Annotated in this window: 15 protein-coding genes and 1 riboswitch; of the genes, 6 read left to right on the forward strand and 9 right to left on the reverse strand. The window is 68.3% G+C overall.

Annotated elements, in window-relative coordinates:
* The first annotated feature begins 16 nt into the window (after window positions 1-16).
* A complete protein-coding gene (locus tag NM1_RS05690) occupies window positions 17-436 on the forward strand; it encodes a DUF4267 domain-containing protein (RefSeq protein ID WP_068014635.1) in 420 nt (139 codons plus the stop codon).
* 44 nt (window positions 437-480) lie between these two features.
* Window positions 481-930 carry an anthrone oxygenase family protein gene (locus NM1_RS05695; protein WP_169814200.1) on the forward strand — a complete coding sequence of 150 codons (450 nt, stop codon included), beginning with the start codon at window positions 481-483 and terminating at the stop codon, window positions 928-930.
* Window positions 931-932: 2 nt separating this feature from the next.
* On the opposite strand, the gene NM1_RS05700 is transcribed toward NM1_RS05695, so the two are convergent.
* The 4 genes from NM1_RS05700 to NM1_RS05715 all read right to left on the reverse strand — a co-directional run bounded on the left by NM1_RS05700 (window position 933) and on the right by NM1_RS05715 (window position 7,257).
* Window positions 933-1,928, reverse strand: coding sequence for an AraC family transcriptional regulator (locus NM1_RS05700; protein WP_068014639.1), 996 nt, complete (start codon window positions 1,926-1,928; stop codon window positions 933-935).
* 402 nt (window positions 1,929-2,330) lie between these two features.
* Entirely contained in the window at window positions 2,331-3,533 is a 1,203-nt protein-coding gene (locus tag NM1_RS05705) for an MFS transporter (RefSeq protein ID WP_246011186.1), read from the reverse strand.
* 616 nt (window positions 3,534-4,149) lie between these two features.
* A complete protein-coding gene (locus NM1_RS05710) occupies window positions 4,150-5,367 on the reverse strand; it encodes an NADP-dependent isocitrate dehydrogenase (protein WP_068014641.1) in 1,218 nt (405 codons plus the stop codon).
* A 396-nt stretch (window positions 5,368-5,763) separates the two neighbouring features.
* Complete coding sequence (locus NM1_RS05715; RefSeq protein ID WP_068014643.1) at window positions 5,764-7,257, reverse strand: MFS transporter; 1,494 nt, start codon at window positions 7,255-7,257, stop codon at window positions 5,764-5,766.
* Between the two features lie 134 nt (window positions 7,258-7,391).
* On the opposite strand from NM1_RS05715, the gene NM1_RS05720 reads away from it, so the two are divergent.
* The 3 genes from NM1_RS05720 (at window position 7,392) to NM1_RS05730 (ending at window position 11,004) form a co-directional block, all read left to right on the forward strand.
* Window positions 7,392-8,051, forward strand: a complete 660-nt coding sequence (locus tag NM1_RS05720) for a TetR/AcrR family transcriptional regulator (protein ID WP_068014645.1) — start codon at window positions 7,392-7,394, stop codon at window positions 8,049-8,051.
* A gap of 72 nt (window positions 8,052-8,123) precedes the next feature.
* Window positions 8,124-8,234, forward strand: a riboswitch (SAM riboswitch).
* A 253-nt stretch (window positions 8,235-8,487) separates the two neighbouring features.
* Entirely contained in the window at window positions 8,488-9,600 is a 1,113-nt protein-coding gene (gene metX / locus NM1_RS05725; protein WP_068014720.1) for a homoserine O-acetyltransferase MetX, read from the forward strand.
* Window positions 9,601-10,068: 468 nt separating this feature from the next.
* Window positions 10,069-11,004 carry an EamA family transporter gene (locus NM1_RS05730; protein ID WP_068014647.1) on the forward strand — a complete coding sequence of 312 codons (936 nt, stop codon included), beginning with the start codon at window positions 10,069-10,071 and terminating at the stop codon, window positions 11,002-11,004.
* A gap of 147 nt (window positions 11,005-11,151) precedes the next feature.
* Here NM1_RS05730 and NM1_RS05735 read toward each other — a convergent pair whose 3' ends face one another.
* The gene (locus tag NM1_RS05735) at window positions 11,152-11,397 is read right to left on the reverse strand and encodes a DUF3017 domain-containing protein (protein ID WP_068014722.1); all 246 of its coding nucleotides are present in this window, start codon (window positions 11,395-11,397) and stop codon (window positions 11,152-11,154) included.
* A gap of 123 nt (window positions 11,398-11,520) precedes the next feature.
* On the opposite strand from NM1_RS05735, the gene NM1_RS05740 reads away from it, so the two are divergent.
* Window positions 11,521-11,997, forward strand: a complete 477-nt coding sequence (locus NM1_RS05740) for a tRNA (cytidine(34)-2'-O)-methyltransferase (RefSeq protein WP_068014649.1) — start codon at window positions 11,521-11,523, stop codon at window positions 11,995-11,997.
* A 25-nt stretch (window positions 11,998-12,022) separates the two neighbouring features.
* Here NM1_RS05740 and NM1_RS05745 read toward each other — a convergent pair whose 3' ends face one another.
* From NM1_RS05745 to NM1_RS05760, 4 genes are all read right to left on the reverse strand, one after another.
* Entirely contained in the window at window positions 12,023-12,235 is a 213-nt protein-coding gene (locus tag NM1_RS05745) for a DUF167 domain-containing protein (protein ID WP_373864021.1), read from the reverse strand.
* 599 nt (window positions 12,236-12,834) lie between these two features.
* On the reverse strand, window positions 12,835-13,878 hold the full coding sequence (locus NM1_RS05750; protein ID WP_114699507.1) for a DUF4349 domain-containing protein: 1,044 nt from the start codon (window positions 13,876-13,878) through the stop codon (window positions 12,835-12,837).
* 58 nt (window positions 13,879-13,936) lie between these two features.
* Window positions 13,937-15,595 carry a glycoside hydrolase family 19 protein gene (locus tag NM1_RS43500; RefSeq protein ID WP_211339377.1) on the reverse strand — a complete coding sequence of 553 codons (1,659 nt, stop codon included), beginning with the start codon at window positions 15,593-15,595 and terminating at the stop codon, window positions 13,937-13,939.
* Complete coding sequence (locus NM1_RS05760; protein WP_147288942.1) at window positions 15,592-15,903, reverse strand: hypothetical protein; 312 nt, start codon at window positions 15,901-15,903, stop codon at window positions 15,592-15,594. Before NM1_RS05760 ends, NM1_RS43500 begins: the two co-directional genes overlap by 4 nt.
* Window positions 15,904-15,934 lie beyond the last annotated feature (31 nt).

Consider the following 15,934-nt stretch of genomic DNA (forward strand, 5'->3'; position numbering starts at 1 on the left):
ACAAGGAGTCACCGTCATGGTTTCGCTTTCCACCACCCGGCTGCAGGCGTATCCCGTCGCAGCCCGAGTAACGCTGGTACTGGCCGGCATCTTCAGCATCGTCGTCGTCGCCTTCGGATTCATCGGCCTGTTCGCGCAGTCGAACATGCTGCCGCCCGAGGACGCGGTCACCTCGGGGGTGCAGTTCTTCGGCGCCCTCATCGCGGTCCGTAATATCCCGCTCGGGCTGGCCGCGCTGTATGTCATCTTGCGCCGCGACCGCATCGATCCGACGCTCGTCCTCGCGCTGTCCGGTATCGTCCAACTCGGAGACGCGGTGATCGGGCTGGTCAACGGACTGCCCAGCATGGGGATCTCGGCCGGTATCGGGGCGATCCTGTACGCGGTTGCCGCAGTGTATGTCTCGGGCGCGCGTCGCGGCGGGGCCCGGGGCTGAGATCCGAGTTGGCACCATGGGAAATGGGGTGGGCCGTGTATACCGTGTCGATCGCACTGTCACTGCTGACATCCGGTCTGTTCGCCGGGGTCTCGCTCGGGATCGCGGCCAATCGCAGCCTGGCGCGGCTCAGCCCGCCCGCCTACGTGGAGTACTGGCAGGCCGTCAATCGCGACTACGGACGATTGATGCCTGCCGTCTTCGCCGTCGGACTCGGCTCGACGTCCATGGTGCTGATACTCGGCCTGAACCGGCCGCCGCTGGCGGTGGCCGGTGGCGTCATCGCGCTGGCCGCGCTGCTGGTGACCATCGCCCTGACGCTCACCGTGCTGGTTCCGCTGAACATCCAGGCCGACCGCTGGGCCGGTCCGGAGTTCCCGGAGGGCTGGGCCGGCGCCCGCGACAAATGGCGGCACTACCACGCCATCCGCACGGGCGTGGCGCTCGCCGGATTCGCCGGGGCGGCGCTGGTGCCGCTGAGTCAGCTGGCCTGACGTCAGCTCGCGCAATTTCCGCACACCGGTGCCTCCGGCCCGGCGGCGACGCCGTCGGGCAGCGTGGCGGGCCGGATGCGGCGATAGTCGCTCGGTGCCCGGCCGAATTCCCGCTGAAATGCGATACCGAGGCCGCGGGCGGTGCGAAACCCGCAGAGCTTCGCGATCTGGTCCATGGTCAGAATGTCCTGATTCGGATCGGACAGAATGTTCTTCGCGAACGCGACCCGCATGCGCCGCAGCACCGACATCGGCGGTTCGCCGTCGTCGAACAGTTGGAACAGGCTGCGTCGCGAAATATTCAGCGCCGCGGCCAGATCCACGGCCCCGAATTCCGCATTCGACAGGTTCTCGCGCATCACGCGCAGGGCCTGCACCCGGCGCGCGGGCACGGTCTCGGTCAGGGCGAGTTCGTGGGCGAAGGCGTTGCGGACCACCAGATCCACCAGGCTCACCAGAAAGGTGCCCGCCGCCTGTGGATCTTGCCGTTGCCCGCTCAGTAACCGCAATGCCGCCTGCGCGAACAGTTCGACCAGTCCGGCGTCCACGGGCAGCGCGGTGAAACAGGACCGCCGCAGAATTTCGGGGTCGACGGTCAGCCGGCCGGCATCGATGTCGACGAACAGCATGTGGTCGTGGGACGGGCGCAGCGTGCTGCGCGGCTGGTCGTTGAACTGCAGGATCACCGAGCGCGGCGCGATCTCGCGGCGGTCCGAGCCGAGGTCGACGATGTGCGGCGCATTGCCGGTGAGCATCAGCTGCACCCGGCCCGAGTCGACGGTGTCGGTCCGCCGCCGGTCCATGACGAAGACGCCCTCGTCCATTTCCCCGGCGACGACTCCGGTATCACCGAACCAGCTGGCGGTGTAGTCCGCCGCGAATGTCCGATCGCCGCGAATTTCGGGCATTCCGCTCGCGCCGTAGCGCGTGAGCCTGGTCAGTTCGTTCCAGTGGTCGAGCCGATCGGCGGGTTCGGTGTCGCGATTGTGAATTCTCATCCGGAAGATCGATCCCTCCGGTTTACCAATCGGTTCTCTGCCGTGCATGCTTCCTCCCCAAAGTAAGGCCACAGCAATCGTTTTGATTGATTGATCGGGATCGACCGTCTCCCGAGCGAGGACACCCTTGTCGCCAGCACGGTCTGATTTCTTATCTGTCGAGACGCAGACGATATTAACAAACTCCGGGTTTGTTCTCCGCCCCCAAAAAAGGTGCTGATGTGCACTGGATCACTATTGGTCGGCGGTTCAAATAACAGGGGCCGTCGGGTAATTGAATTGAAAAGAAAGAAACCCGACCGGGCTCACACCGACAGCAGATCTCTCGGCCTCGGGCAGGACCGGCGCGGCCCTGCGGCAGACGAGCGCACCGTCACCACGCGGAGCCCCGCCCACACAACCTCAGGCCGCGCTGCGCGTCGAAGCCTCCCCACGGCGAGCGAGCCACACGGTGACCGTGAACAGCAGCACCCCCGCCACGGCCAGCCCCGCGCCGACAACGGCCGGAGCGGTATACCCGAGGCCCGCCGCGATCACCAGGCCGCCGAGCCACGCGCCACCGGCATTGGCAATGTTCAATGCGGCGTGATTGAGGGCGGCGGCGAGGGTCTGGGCGTCGTGTGCCACATCCATGAGCCGGGTCTGCAGGCCGGGGGCCAGCGCCGCGCCCGAGGCGCCGACCAGGAAGGCGGCCACGCTGACGGTGTACGGATTGTGCGCTGCCGCAACGAATCCGGCGAGAATCACGACCATGGCCACCAGCGCCACGAACACGGCGCGATCCACGCCACGATCGGCGAGCACGCCGCCGAAGATGTTCCCGGCGATCATGCCGAGGCCGAACAGCGCCAGCACGATCGGCACCAGGCCCACCGACATTCCCGCCACGTCGGTGAGCGTGGTGGTGATGTAGGTGTAGACGGCGAACATCCCGCCGAACCCGACCGCGCCGACCAGCAGCGTCAGCAACACCTGGGAGCGGCGCAGCGCGCCGAGTTCCGTGCGCGGATCGGTGACGCGGATTCCGGTGAGTTCCGGGACGAATTTCGCGATGGCGAGGACGGTCGCCAGGCCGATGACCGCGACCACCACGTAGGCATTGCGCCACCCCAGATGCTGGCCGAGCCAGGTGGCGGCGGGAACGCCGACAACGTTGGCGGCGCTCAGACCCAGCATAACGGCGGCAACCGCCTTGGCGCGCTGCCCGATCGGCGCGAGTGTCGCCGCCGCCAGCGACGCCACCCCGAAGTAGGCGCCGTGCGGCAGCCCGGAGACGAACCGCGCCGCCATCAGCGTGCCGAACGAAGGCGCGAGCACCGTCGCGACATTTCCCAGGGTGAACGCCACCATCAGCGCGATCAGCAGCTTCTTACGCGGCATCCGTGCGCTCAGCGCGGCGATGACGGGCGCGCCCACCACCACCCCGAGCGCATAGGCCGACACGGCGTGCCCGGCCGTCGGCTCGGACTCCCCCATGGCGTGCGCGATATCAGGCAGCAAACCCATGGTGACGAATTCGGTGGTGCCGATGCCGAACCCGCCCAGCGCCAGCGCCAGCATCGCGGGGATGTGCCACCGACGCTCGGGGAGATCGACGACGGGTATGTCGGCGACGGGAACATCGGCACTGCCGCGCGGGGGCAGGGCCGGAGAGGTGGACGAGGTCTGGGAGGAGGCCGCGGCGGGCTCGAGTACGGAGGCCACGACCCAGCGCAACACGGCGGCGAACGCCCGCGCATCCCCGATCAAACGTGATCTCACTCACCAGCGCGAAATGTCGGAGTCGGCGCTGTCACCGGCGACAATCAGCACACGGGCGAGCGGTATCGAGTCACGGTGCCGGACAACAACTTTCCACAAGAAGTCGGCAAATGCCGCGACCACGATCCGGCCGCGCTGTCACGGAGATCACGACGGGGTACGCGAGGCGACCACCGGCACACTCACAACCCGGCCGCACCCTCAGTTGTCCGCTCCATCCCCCGCACGCGCCGACACGTTGCCGCACGCCTTACATGTTCCGGCACCCGCTACAGCGCCATGCAGGGAGTGCGAGAACACGCAAGGGGTGCGAGAGGGCTGGGGCACAAACAATTCGGGCACCCGCGGCCACCGGGGTCGGTGGGGGCGGGTGCCCGGTTGTCACTTTCTTCGTCATCCCGGCGTGCTTTTGGCCGGGATCTCGGATTCCGGCCAAAGCGCGCCGGAATGACGGGAGGAACTACCGCAGCTCGCGCGCCAGGTTGGCGTCGAGCACACCGAGGAACTCCTCGGTGGTCAGGTAGCCCTGATCGCCGCCGACCAGCAGCGCCAGGTCCTTGGTCATCTGGCCGTCCTCGACGGTCTTGATGACGACGTCCTCGAGGGTCTGCGCGAAGCCGATCACCTCGGGGGTGTTGTCCAGCTTGCCGCGATGGGCGATGCCGCGGGTCCACGCGAAGATCGAGGCGATCGGGTTGGTGGAGGTCGGCTTGCCCTGCTGGTGCTGACGGAAGTGCCGGGTGACGGTGCCGTGCGCGGCCTCCGCCTCACAGGTCTTGCCGTCCGGGGTCAGCAGCACCGAGGTCATCAGGCCCAGCGAGCCGAAGCCCTGCGCCACGGTGTCGGACTGCACGTCGCCGTCGTAGTTCTTGCACGCCCAGACGTAGCCGCCCTCCCACTTCAGCGCGGAGGCGACCATGTCGTCGATCAACCGGTGCTCGTAGGTGAGGCCGGCGGCGTCGAACTCGTCCTTGAACTCGGTCTCGTAGATCTCCTGGAACGTGTCCTTGAACATGCCGTCGTAGGCCTTCAGGATCGTGTTCTTGGTCGACATGTAGACCGGGTAGTTCTGCTGCAGGCCGTAGTTCAGCGAGGCCCGCGCGAAGTCCTCGATGGACTTCTTGAAGTTGTACATGCCCATCACGACGCCGCCGTCCTCGGGCATCTTCACGACCTCGTGGACGATCGGCTCGCTGCCGTCCTCCGGCGTGAACTGGATCGTGACGGTGCCCGCCTGATGCACCTTGAAGTCGGTGGCGCGGTACTGGTCGCCGAACGCGTGGCGGCCGATGATGATGGGCTTCGTCCAGCCCGGAACCAGGCGCGGGACGTTGGAGATGATGATCGGGGCGCGGAAGATCGTGCCGCCCAGGATGTTGCGGATGGTGCCGTTGGGCGACCGCCACATCTTCTTCAGGCCGAACTCCTCGACGCGCGCCTCGTCAGGGGTGATGGTGGCGCATTTGACGCCCACGCCGTGCTGCTTGATGGCGTTGGCGGCGTCGACGGTCACCTGATCGTCGGTCTTGTCCCGATACTCGATACCGAGGTCGTAATACTCGAGATTGATGTCGAGGTACGGGTGGACCAGCTTGTCCTTGATGAACTGCCAGATAATCCGGGTCATCTCGTCGCCATCGAGTTCGACGACGGTACCTTCAACCTTGATCTTGGACATGGATCTTCGTGTCCTCCTAGGAAGGTGCTCCCATTGCACGGCCAGGTGAACACGCTTGTGAGCGGACCCTAGCTGTTCAACAGACAACGTATACGCCCCGTGTTGTCCACGGAGACTCGAGGTCTAAACAAGACAAGCGTACTGGTGCGCTGGGTCTCACTTCCAGGGGCTGTCCCATTGAGAGATAGCCTCGTCACACACCCGGACTTCTGGCAACAACCTGGTCAACGGCGAGGTTCGTTCCCGCATTCCGCCCCGTCGGACCCCTGTTCCTCGCGCGACCTGCGGCGTCGCGGCAAAGAACGCCGGAAGCCGGGGCGCGGACGCACATTCGCTGGAAGTGCGCCCGTCCCCAGCCTTCGGCGGGGTCGTTGCTCGCGTACGCGCTGTGAGTAATCAGACAGCGACTGCGGCGCGCTCGGATCCCTCGATCAGGTTCTCCGGTTTGTCCCGGATCATCAGCGCCACGATCACCGCGGCCAGCAGGAAGAACCCGGCGCCGAGGTAGAACGCGACGTCGTAGCTGTGGATCGCGGCACGCGCGGGCAGATTGTCGACGCCCGGATTGTTCTCCGCGTACCGCTGGGCCACCTGCACCGAGATGGTGGTGAGCAGCGCGGTGCCGATGGCGCCGCCGACCTGCTGCGCGGCATTGAGCAGCGCACTGGCCACACCGGAGTCCTCGGCGTCGACCTGGTGCAGCGCGGTGGTCTGCATGGCGACGAACAGCGGACCCATCCCGAGGGCGATCAGCACCATGGCGGGCAGCACGCTGGCGGCGAAGCTGTCGCCGTAGCTCAGCTGTGCCAGGTACAGCAGGCCCGCGATGCCGAGCACGCCGCCCGCGATCATCAGCGGGCGCGGGCCCAGCTTCGGCAGCAGGGCGCTGGTGATGCCCGCCGAGATCACGATGCCGACGGGGAACGGCAGGAACGCGACACCGGCCTTCAGCGCCGAGTAGCCGAGCGTGACCTGCAGGTAGTAGGTGAGATTGAGGAACATCGCGAACATCGCGATCGGCACCAGCAGCGCCACCAGGAACGAGCCGCCGCGGTTGATTTCACCCGGGATGCGCAGCGGCAGCAGCGGATTCGGCGAGCGGCGCTCGATGGCGACGAAGGCGATCAGCAGCGCCACACCGGCGATCAGCAGCCCGAGGGTGGTGCTCGCCAGCCAGCCGTCCTCGGCGGCGCGGCTGAATCCGTACACGACGCTGATCAGGCCCAGGGTCACCGTGATCGCGCCGGGCAGGTCGTAGCCGCCGGTCCGCGGGGTCGGCACGTCCTTGATCACGAAGGCGAGCGCGCCGATCAGCGCGATCAACGCCACCGGGGTGTTGACCAGCAGGCACCAGCGCCAGTCGGCGTATTCGGTGAGCGCGCCCCCGGCGACCAGGCCGATCGCCGCACCGCCGCCGGAGACGCCCGCATAGACGCCGAACGCCCGGGCGCGCTCCTTCGGCTCGGTGAAGGTGATCGACACCAGCGACAGCGCCGCCGGGGCCAGCAGCGCACCGAACGCACCCTGCAATGCGCGACCGGCGAACAGCTGCGGGCCGTTCTGGGCGAGCCCGGCCAGCGCGGACGCGGCGGCGAAGCCGACCAGGCCGACCAGGAACATGCGGCGGCGGCCGAGATAGTCGGCCATCCGGCCGCCGAGCAGCAGCAGGCCGCCGAAGATCAGCGTGTAGGCGGTCAGCACCCACTGCTTGTCACCCTCGCTGATCTGCAGATCCTGCTGGGCGAAGGGCAGCGAGATGGTGACGATGGTGGCGTCCAGCACCACCATGAGCTGGGCCAGGGCGATCACGCCCAGCGCCCACCAGCGCGCCGAGCTGCGCGGCGCGGTCGAGTCGGGGGATTCGAGGTCTGCTGTCCCGGTTTCGGGCATGAGGGGGACTCCTGTCGGAAAGAACGTGCAGCCATCGTGGCACCGTCAGACAAATGTCGTCAAGAGAAAAATGTCTGACTGCGACATATGTCGGGCTTCGTCACAATAGGACGCGAGGGCGATAGAATCGGGGCATGCTCGACTCACCGCTGCGTCCCGCCCAGCCCGGCCTGCGCGAACGCAAGAAGCTGCAGACCCGGCGGCGCATCGTCGAGGTGGCGCTGGAGCTGTGTGACGCGAACGGTTTCGAGGCGACCACCGTCGAGCAGATCGCGGAGGCGGCCGACGTCTCGCCGCGGACGGTGAACCGGTACTTCGAATCGAAGGAGGACATCGTCGTCGCCCCCATCGAGGACTGGGGCAACGCCCTCGCCGAGCAGTTGCGCCGCCAGCCGGTCATCGGCAACGAGCTGCAATCGCTGTTCGACGCCTATCTGGCGATGATGGACAGCGTCATCACCAACGACGAACCCATCTCGTTCCGGTGGTTCGAGCAGACACACCGGATCATTCGCGTCAGTCCCACCGTGCGCGCGCACAGCCTCGAATTCGTCGACAACAAGCTGCGCGCCACCGGCCCGGTGCTCGCCGAACGCCTCGGCACCACGCCCGATGCGATGCAGGTACGCATGATCAGCGGAATCTTCAACGCCATCTGCCGCACCGGCCTGGAATGCGAGCTCGACGACGTCGACAAGCGCACCGCCGAGCTGGCCGTGACCGCCGTGACCACGGCCTACGAGGAATTCGTGCGGACGTGTGCGGTGCCCTGCGCGGGAGCGCGGCGGGAGTGAGCCGCGGGGAGATTTCTCCTGCTCGACCTTGCCTGGCCCGTCGCTTATCCGATCCGCTACCATCCAAGGTCAGGTCATGAGTGCCAGCGCGAAGCCCCGGCTTGCTGGCCGGCAACCCTCCAGTTGCGGTGGGGTGCTCCGGGTGATGACCCGGCCCTCGAGAGCCGAGGGCAAGCGCGACTATCAGGAGGTCACCGAAATGTCTTGTCGCTGTTCGCTATGCGGTACCCGATAGCAGACACCGGACTCTCGGCGACCCCATTCTGGAGAAGTACATGAGCGACCCGACCGCGCCCGCGAAGTGCATGGACCCGTCAGAGCTGTACGGACGTGCCGATAACATCGGGGATGTGCGTTCCCTTGTCATGCCCTCGTACGCGGCGGCGGCGCGGTGACCGTGAGCACGGAACCGAGCACCGTAGCCGCGGCGGCACGGCTGTTGCCGCCGCCGGACGGGCGGCTCGGCACCATCGCGATCGGGGACGTGCGGCTCGAGAGCGGGGCGGTCGTCCCCGATGTCGAGCTGGCCGTGCAGCGCTGGGGTGAGCTGTCGCCCGAACTGGACAACATCGTGCTCGTCGAGCACGCGCTCACCGGGGATTCGCACGTGGTCGGGGGGCCCGACGAACTGCATTCGCTGCCGGGCTGGTGGGACGGCATCGTGGGGCCGGGCGCCGCGCTGGACACCGACGAATGGTGCGTCATCGCCACCAACGTGCTCGGCGGCTGCAAGGGCAGCACCGGGCCGGCCACGCCCGCTCCGGACGGGAAGCCTTGGGGCGCAAGGTTTCCCGAAACCTCGATCCGCGACCAGGTGACCGCCGAGGTGGCGCTGTGCGATCTGCTGGGCATCGAGCGGCTCGCCGCCGTGGTCGGCGGCTCCATGGGCGGCATGCGGGTGCTGGAGTGGATGGTCGGCCATCCGCAGCGGGTGGAGGCGGCGCTGGTGCTGGCCGTCGGGGCACGCGCCACCGCCGATCAGATCGGCACCCAGACCACCCAGATCGCGGCCATCCGGTCCGATCCGGACTGGCAGGGCGGGAACTATCACGACACCGGGCGGGCGCCGACCGCGGGCCTCGGGATCGCGCGCCGCATCGCGCACCTGAGCTACCGCACCGAATTCGAGCTCGACCACCGCTTCGAGAACCACGCGCAGGGCGACGAGGACCCCCGCGACGGCGGGCGCTACGCGGTGCAGAGCTACCTGGAGTATCAGGCGAAGAAGCTGGTGCAGCGCTTCGACGCCGCCACCTACGTGCTGCTGACCGAGGCGATGAACCGGCACGATGTGGGCCGCGGGCGCGGCGGGATCGCGGCCGCGCTGGCCGCCACCCCGGTGCCGTGCATCGTCGGCGGCGTCGACTCCGACCGGCTGTACCCGCTGCGCACCCAGCAGGAGCTGGCCGATCTGCTGCCCGGCTGCAAGGGCCTCGAGGTGGTGCACTCGCGCGACGGGCACGACGGCTTCCTCACCGAGACCGAGGCGGTCGGCAAGCTGCTGGTGGAGACGATGGAACTGGTGCGGACGGCGCGGGCGGGGCGCTGAGCGGGTTCCGCCGCGCGGGCCGTCGGAGACGCGGGCCGGAGCAAGCTGATTCATGCGCGGGATGCTCCGGAATGCCCGAGATCACAGTTCGCGGGGCGGACCGCCACGCGCCGAACGACATTCAGCAATACGCCCGTTAACAAACCGTTTCCTTGGCTATCTACCGTTCGGGTCGTGAGATACGGTTACCCCGTGGGACACGGTTGCACTGAGCCTCGGCCTTCGCGCGAATACCTCGCGGCCGCACGGCATTTCGTTCCTCATTGTATTCCGGAGTCGACTCCGGTCTGATCCTTCGCGCCCGTGGTCGCACACCACAGGCAATCCGGCCGCGGACCCACGGGACCGCTCGCACCACGATGCCGGGCTATCTCATATTTCCTTGCAGCACAACGCAATACATGAAGATGGTGGCCATGCCGGGCGGGGACGTCCGGTGATCCGGCCTGTCATCGGAACGGAGTCTCCGTGGCCACCTCGGCCGGCCAGCTTCCCTTATCCACCCTGCCGCGCGTCTTCGCGACCGTGCCCGCACCCGCGCTGGTGCTCGGCAGCATGATCGGCATCCAGCTCGGCTCCGCCGTCGCCAAGTATCTGCTCGAGCTGACCGGTGCCACCACGGCCGCGGGCGTGCGGCTGCTGCTCGCGGGCCTCATCGCGCTGCTGGTGTGGCGGCCCGCCCTGCGCGTGGACCGGCGCGCGCTCCCCGCGATCGCCGGATTCGGCGCCGCCATCGCGGGAATGAACCTCTGCTTCTACGCGGCGATCGACCGCATTCCGCTGGGTATGGCGGTCACCATCGAATTCCTCGGACCGCTGACGGTCGCGCTGGTGAACTCGCGGCGGCGGCTGGACGCGGTGTGGGTGGTGCTGGCCGGGGCCGGTGTCGTGCTCCTGATGCGATCCGGCGGGCCGGTGTCGTGGACCGGCGTGCTGTTCGCGGTCGCGGCCGGAATCGGCTGGGGCAGCTATGTCGCCTGCAGCGCGGTACTGGGCGAACGGACCAGCGGCAGTGACGGTCTCGCACTCGCGATGGCGTTCGGCGGGATGATGGCGCTGCCGTTCGTGGTCGCCGATGCCGGGGCGCTGCTGGCCGATCCACTGCTGCCGCTGTGTGCGCTCGGCGTCGCCGTGTTCTCGTCTCTGGTCCCGCATCTGGTCGAGCTGGAGGCGCTGCGGCGCATGCCCACCTCGATCTTCGGGGTGCTGATGAGCGCGGAACCGGCCGTGGCCGCGGGCATCGGATTCCTGCTGCTGGGCGAGGAACTCCGGATCGCGCAGTGGGCGGGAATCGGGCTGGTGGTGCTGGCGACGATCGGATCGACCAGGACGGTGCGTGGCGGCGATCCGCAGAGGTCGCGCGCAGACCACGACGCCTCTCGACCGGAGCCTGCGCTGGCCTGAGCCTCAACCCCGGTGCTGTCTCCCCTGCTCTGTGCACGCACGGCTCGCCCTCTGCAATCGGTGAGGCGGCGTGCACGGGGTAGGCAGCTGAGCGGAGGTCTCGGGTGCGGTAGTGGGAGCACACCGCCGTCCGGACCGGTGCGTCGCTCAGCCGATGCCGAGGGTGTTGATGGTGGCGGCCAGAGCGATGATGGCGGCGCCGAGCACGGCATAGGCGCCGACGTCGAACGGTTTGCTGCGGACCGCCAGCAGGCCCACCCGGACGGTCGGCAGGGACAGCCGCAGCGCCGCCGCCAGCAGCGTGGCGCCCCCGATGACGAACGCGCCGCGACGCCAGCGGTCCTGCGCCATGAACACCACCGCCACCAGCAGGACCGCCACCACGAGCAGCATCGGCAGGTGGGTGCGGAAGAACCGGTCGGCCGGGCCGGGGTGCTGTGCGGGAGTCACAGGGGCTTCGGTCACGGTTCCGATTCTCGCATTGCGGCGACGTTCGGGTGCCGAACCCCTCGTGCCATGCTGGTGGCCGTGCTCCACGTCGTGTTCTTCGAGCCTCGGATCCCACCGAACACCGGTAATGCCATCCGGCTGGCGGCCGGGACGGGGTGTCAGCTGCATCTGATCGAGCCGCTGGGGTTCGACCTGTCCGAGCCCAAGCTGCGGCGGGCGGGGCTGGACTACCACGATCTGGCGTCGGTCACGGTGCACGGCAGCCTCGCCGCCGCGTGGGAATCCATCCGGCCCGAGCGGGTTTTCGCGTTCACGACGCGGGCCGATACGCGCAATACCGATATCGCGTATCGCAAGGGGGACGTGCTGCTGTTCGGGCCCGAGCCGACCGGCCTGCCCGAGGACGTGCTCGCCGACGCCCACATCACCGGCCAACTGCGCATTCCCATGCTGCCGGGGCGGCGGTCGATGAACCTGTCCAATGCCGCGGCGGTGGCGGTGTACGAGGCGTGGCGGCAGCTGGGATTCCCCGGGGCGGTGTGAGTCAGACGTCGATGGGCGGTGTGAGTCAGACGTCGATCTCGAACCGTTTGAATCGCGACGTGACACCGGCGACCAGACGCACCGCCGACTTGGGTACTCCATAGTGACTCGCCAACAGTTCGATCGCAGCCTTGTTGGCCTTACCCTCAACGGCCGGAGCACGCACAAACAACTGCATGGTGCCATCACCGAGAACCTCGACCAACGGCCCCTTCTTACTATTCGGCTTGATAACCACCCGAACAACTTTGGACGCCACAACACCTCCCGAACGACCCAGCCCTACCCCCACTCAACCCCGCCTTCCTCACCCCGTTCTCCTCTCGCCACCGCGTCCCTCGCGCCACCGCGCAACCCGTCGCCGAGGCCCCTCGCCACCACGCACCCCGCCACCGCGGCTCTCACCACCGCGCACCCCGCCACCACGACCCACCGCTCCCATTCCCGTCGCCACAATCCCCTCGCCACCTCGCACCCCCGCCACCACGGCTCTCACCACCGCGTCCCTCGCGCCACCACACATCCCCGCCGCGCAACCCGTCCCCTCTCGCACCCCGTCGCCGCAGCCCCTCGCCACCGCATACCCCCGCCATCACGGCTCTCGCCGCCACGCACCCCGCCACCGCAACCCGACCTCTCCCATCCCGTCGCCACAATCCCCTCGTCACCGCGCACCCCTGCCACCGCAGCTCTCGTCACCGCGCACCCCGCCACTGCAGCCGTCGCCACCACGCACCCCGCCACCGCAGCCCACCTCTCCTATTCCCGTCGTCGCGGCCCCTCGGGCCGCGACGACGGGATCTCTTCCTAACGGGGGCCGGGCTTGTCCAGTGGCAACTAGGACTTCTCGGACGCATCCTCTCCCGCGTCGCCTTCCTCACTGGCATCCTTCCCAGTGGCACTGGGCTTCTCGGTGCCGCTGCTCTCAGCGCCGCTCGTCCCGGGGTCGCCCTTCTCGGGCTGATTCTCTCCCGACCCTGGTTCTGTTGCGGAAGAGGGCTTTTCGCGGTTCGAGGGCACCGTAGCCGGGCGGCGGCGGGCCCGCACGATGCGGCGGGCCACCCAGGCGAGGGCGGCCAGCAGCAGGAGGAAACCGAGCCACGGGATGGCGGCGCCGGTCGACTTCAGCGCATCCAGCAGCGAGTTCCAGCCGTCGACGATCCGGCTCCAGTAGTTGTCGGGTTCCGACCCCGGCGGCTCGTCGGTGTCGAGTTCGATGGTGAGAGTGGACAGGGCGACCTCGTCGTCGAGTTGGCGCTTGCGGGCAGTGAGGCTGTCCAGCTCGCCCTGCCGGCTCGACAGCGCGTTCTCGGCGGCGATGAGATCGGCGGTGCTGGCGGCACCGGCGACCAGCGCCCGCAGCCGATCGACCGACGCCTGCAGGGCCTTGATCCGCGCGTCGAGATCCTGCCACTGCATGGTCACGTCTTCGCGCTGGGTGGAGACGCTGGTGAGCTCCCCGACTCCGTTCAGGCCGTTGATGAACTCGTCGGTCTTGTCGGCGGGCACCCGAATGGTCAGCGTCGCACGGGGTTCGGTGGTGTCGGTACCGGGCTGCTCGGAGCGGGAGTCCACGCGGCCTTTCACGGCCTCCACCCGGTCAACGACCTTGGCGGCGCCGCCGATCGGGTCGGCGGTGGTGATATCGACGCTGCCGGTGACAACCTCCTTGCGTTCGGCCGTCACCTCCGTGGCGTTGTCTTCCTGCAGTTTCGGACTCTTCGGCGCCTGTTCGCGCAGCGCGGGCGGCGCCGCGGGCGCGGTCGCCGCGCGCCCGTCGCTCTTCGACAGCGCGTCGGAGGTGCCCTTGTCATCGGAGCCGCATCCGGCGAGCAGTGCGAGCGTCAGCAGACCGGCCGACAGAACCGCCACTTTTCTCATGGGACGCAGCGTAGCCATCCGGCGCATTTCCCACCCGCCTTCCGCGGTCCGGCCGCGCTCATCCCAGTACCGCCAGGGCTCGCTGGAAATACTCCTCGCGCGCGGCGAGACCGTTGAAGCCGCCGTTGACGGCCTGGGTGACCGCGGCGAAATCGCCCATGTCCGCGAGCGTGTTGATATCGCGGGATGTCCAGTACCACTGGGCAATTCGGAATCCGATGTCCGGCGCGGCCGCCAGTTCGGGATTACCCTCGAGATCGAGGCCCAGCGCCTCGCCCGCCGCCCGGTAGTTGCCCCTGCCGGTCAGCTGGATGGGGCCGCGGCCGTGGTAGCGGGGACCGTCACCGGGTTCGGTATTGCCGGCGGCCGTGTTCGGCTGGCCCGGGTCGTACTGGCTGAAGTAGTCGTCGTCGCCCAGTTCTTCGAAGTAGCGGAGCTGACAGCTCTCGTGAGCCAGCTGCGCCAGAAACGCGGCCTGCCGTGGCGGCGTGGTGATCCCGCCCTCGGCCATGGCGGTGTTGAGCGCGGGCAGATACTCCTGCGCCCGATCCAGCGGCAGGTCCGGCATGATCGCGACGAGTTGTTCGGCGGTGATCCCGGGCGGCGGATCGATCGCGGTGTGCGGCTGCGCGGCCGGGACTGAGGCGACCACGCCGGTTTCGGATGGCTCGCCCTGGTTATGCGGGTTCGCGGTCAGCACCGCAGCGGTCTCGGCGGGAGTGCCAGGCATGCCCCGCCCGACTGGGCCGAACTGACCGTCTTGCGCCGAAGTAGCCGGACCCGGTGCCGCCGAAGTTGTTTCATCGGATCGTGCGGTACCAGGGACCGTTGCCGCAGGCTCAACCGATTCCGCGTCCTCAGCCGCGGAGGGCGTGCTCTGTGCGCTCCCCTCGGCACTGGGTGCGCCCTCCGCGGACTCAGCCGACTCCCCGTCCTCGGCTGCGGCGAGAACACCAGAGGTGCTCCCCTCAGGCTCGAATACATCGTCAGGCGGCGGCGGTTCCGTTGGCACTTCACCGGCCCCGGGCGGAGACGCATCGGACGGAATCGGCTCATCGTCCGGTCGGCCCGAAGGCCCGGGACGCGGTTCCTCGTTCGCGGTTCCGGGCACCTCCCCCGATCCGGTCCGGTCCGCGGTTTCCGGCCCGCCGGGACGATGCACATCGGGAGTTGTCTGCCCACCCGGAGTAACGAGCGCCCCCAGACCATCGAGGATAAGCCTCGGAAAGTCGAAAGCCCTTGCCAGTTCTGCTATTTCGGCGCCGACCGCCGCGATTGCCGCCCGGCCCCGCTGGTCGGCGCGCTCGACTGCCGCCACGGCCTCGGCGATGACCTCGGCCCATTCCTGCGCGGTCTCACCCGCGACGACCGACCAGTCGTCGGCGATCCTGCACCCCGCGGCCTCGGCATCTGCCACGTAATCGAGCAGCGCCAGCGCCGTGTAGTGCAGGTCCGACAGCGCCCGGGCCCCGGCCTCCCGCAGCTTCTCGGCATGCTCGCACAGCACCTGGTGCTGCCGGTGCGCCGCATCGACATGGGCGCGCACCGCGTCGTAGGACAGGCCCTGCCAGCCGTCGCCGTCGAGGCGGTGACAGGTATCGCGCACCGTGGCCGACAGCGTCTCCAACTCCTCGATGCGGCGGTCGAGTTCCGCGCACAGCAGGTCGGCCGCCTCCAGCGCACGCCACCTCAGCACGACCGGCCGCGGCGGGATCATATCCCCGCCGCCAGTCGCCGAAGGTCGGCGGCGTGGCAGCGGTCGATCGCGGAGAACGCCTCCACTGCCTGCTCCGTATGCTCGGCGAGGCGCCGGAAGCACTCGACGCTACGCCGCACGATATCGATTGCCGCACCGGCCGATTCGCACCATTGCGGAGCGGTCTCGCTCTGCGGAATCAGGTCCGCGATCGTCACGACGGCCTCGGCCGCCGTATCGAAGACCGCACAGAAATCTCGAAACACTTGCAGCGCAACGATTCCGAACCGCAGCACCGCATCCGTATCGACAACACACGAGCCGGACATGCATCCCCCTTTGCCGTCACTTCTCCGTCCG

This window comes from Nocardia mexicana NBRC 108244 (genome assembly GCF_001613165.1).
Classification (GTDB): Bacteria; Actinomycetota; Actinomycetes; order Mycobacteriales; family Mycobacteriaceae; genus Nocardia; species Nocardia mexicana.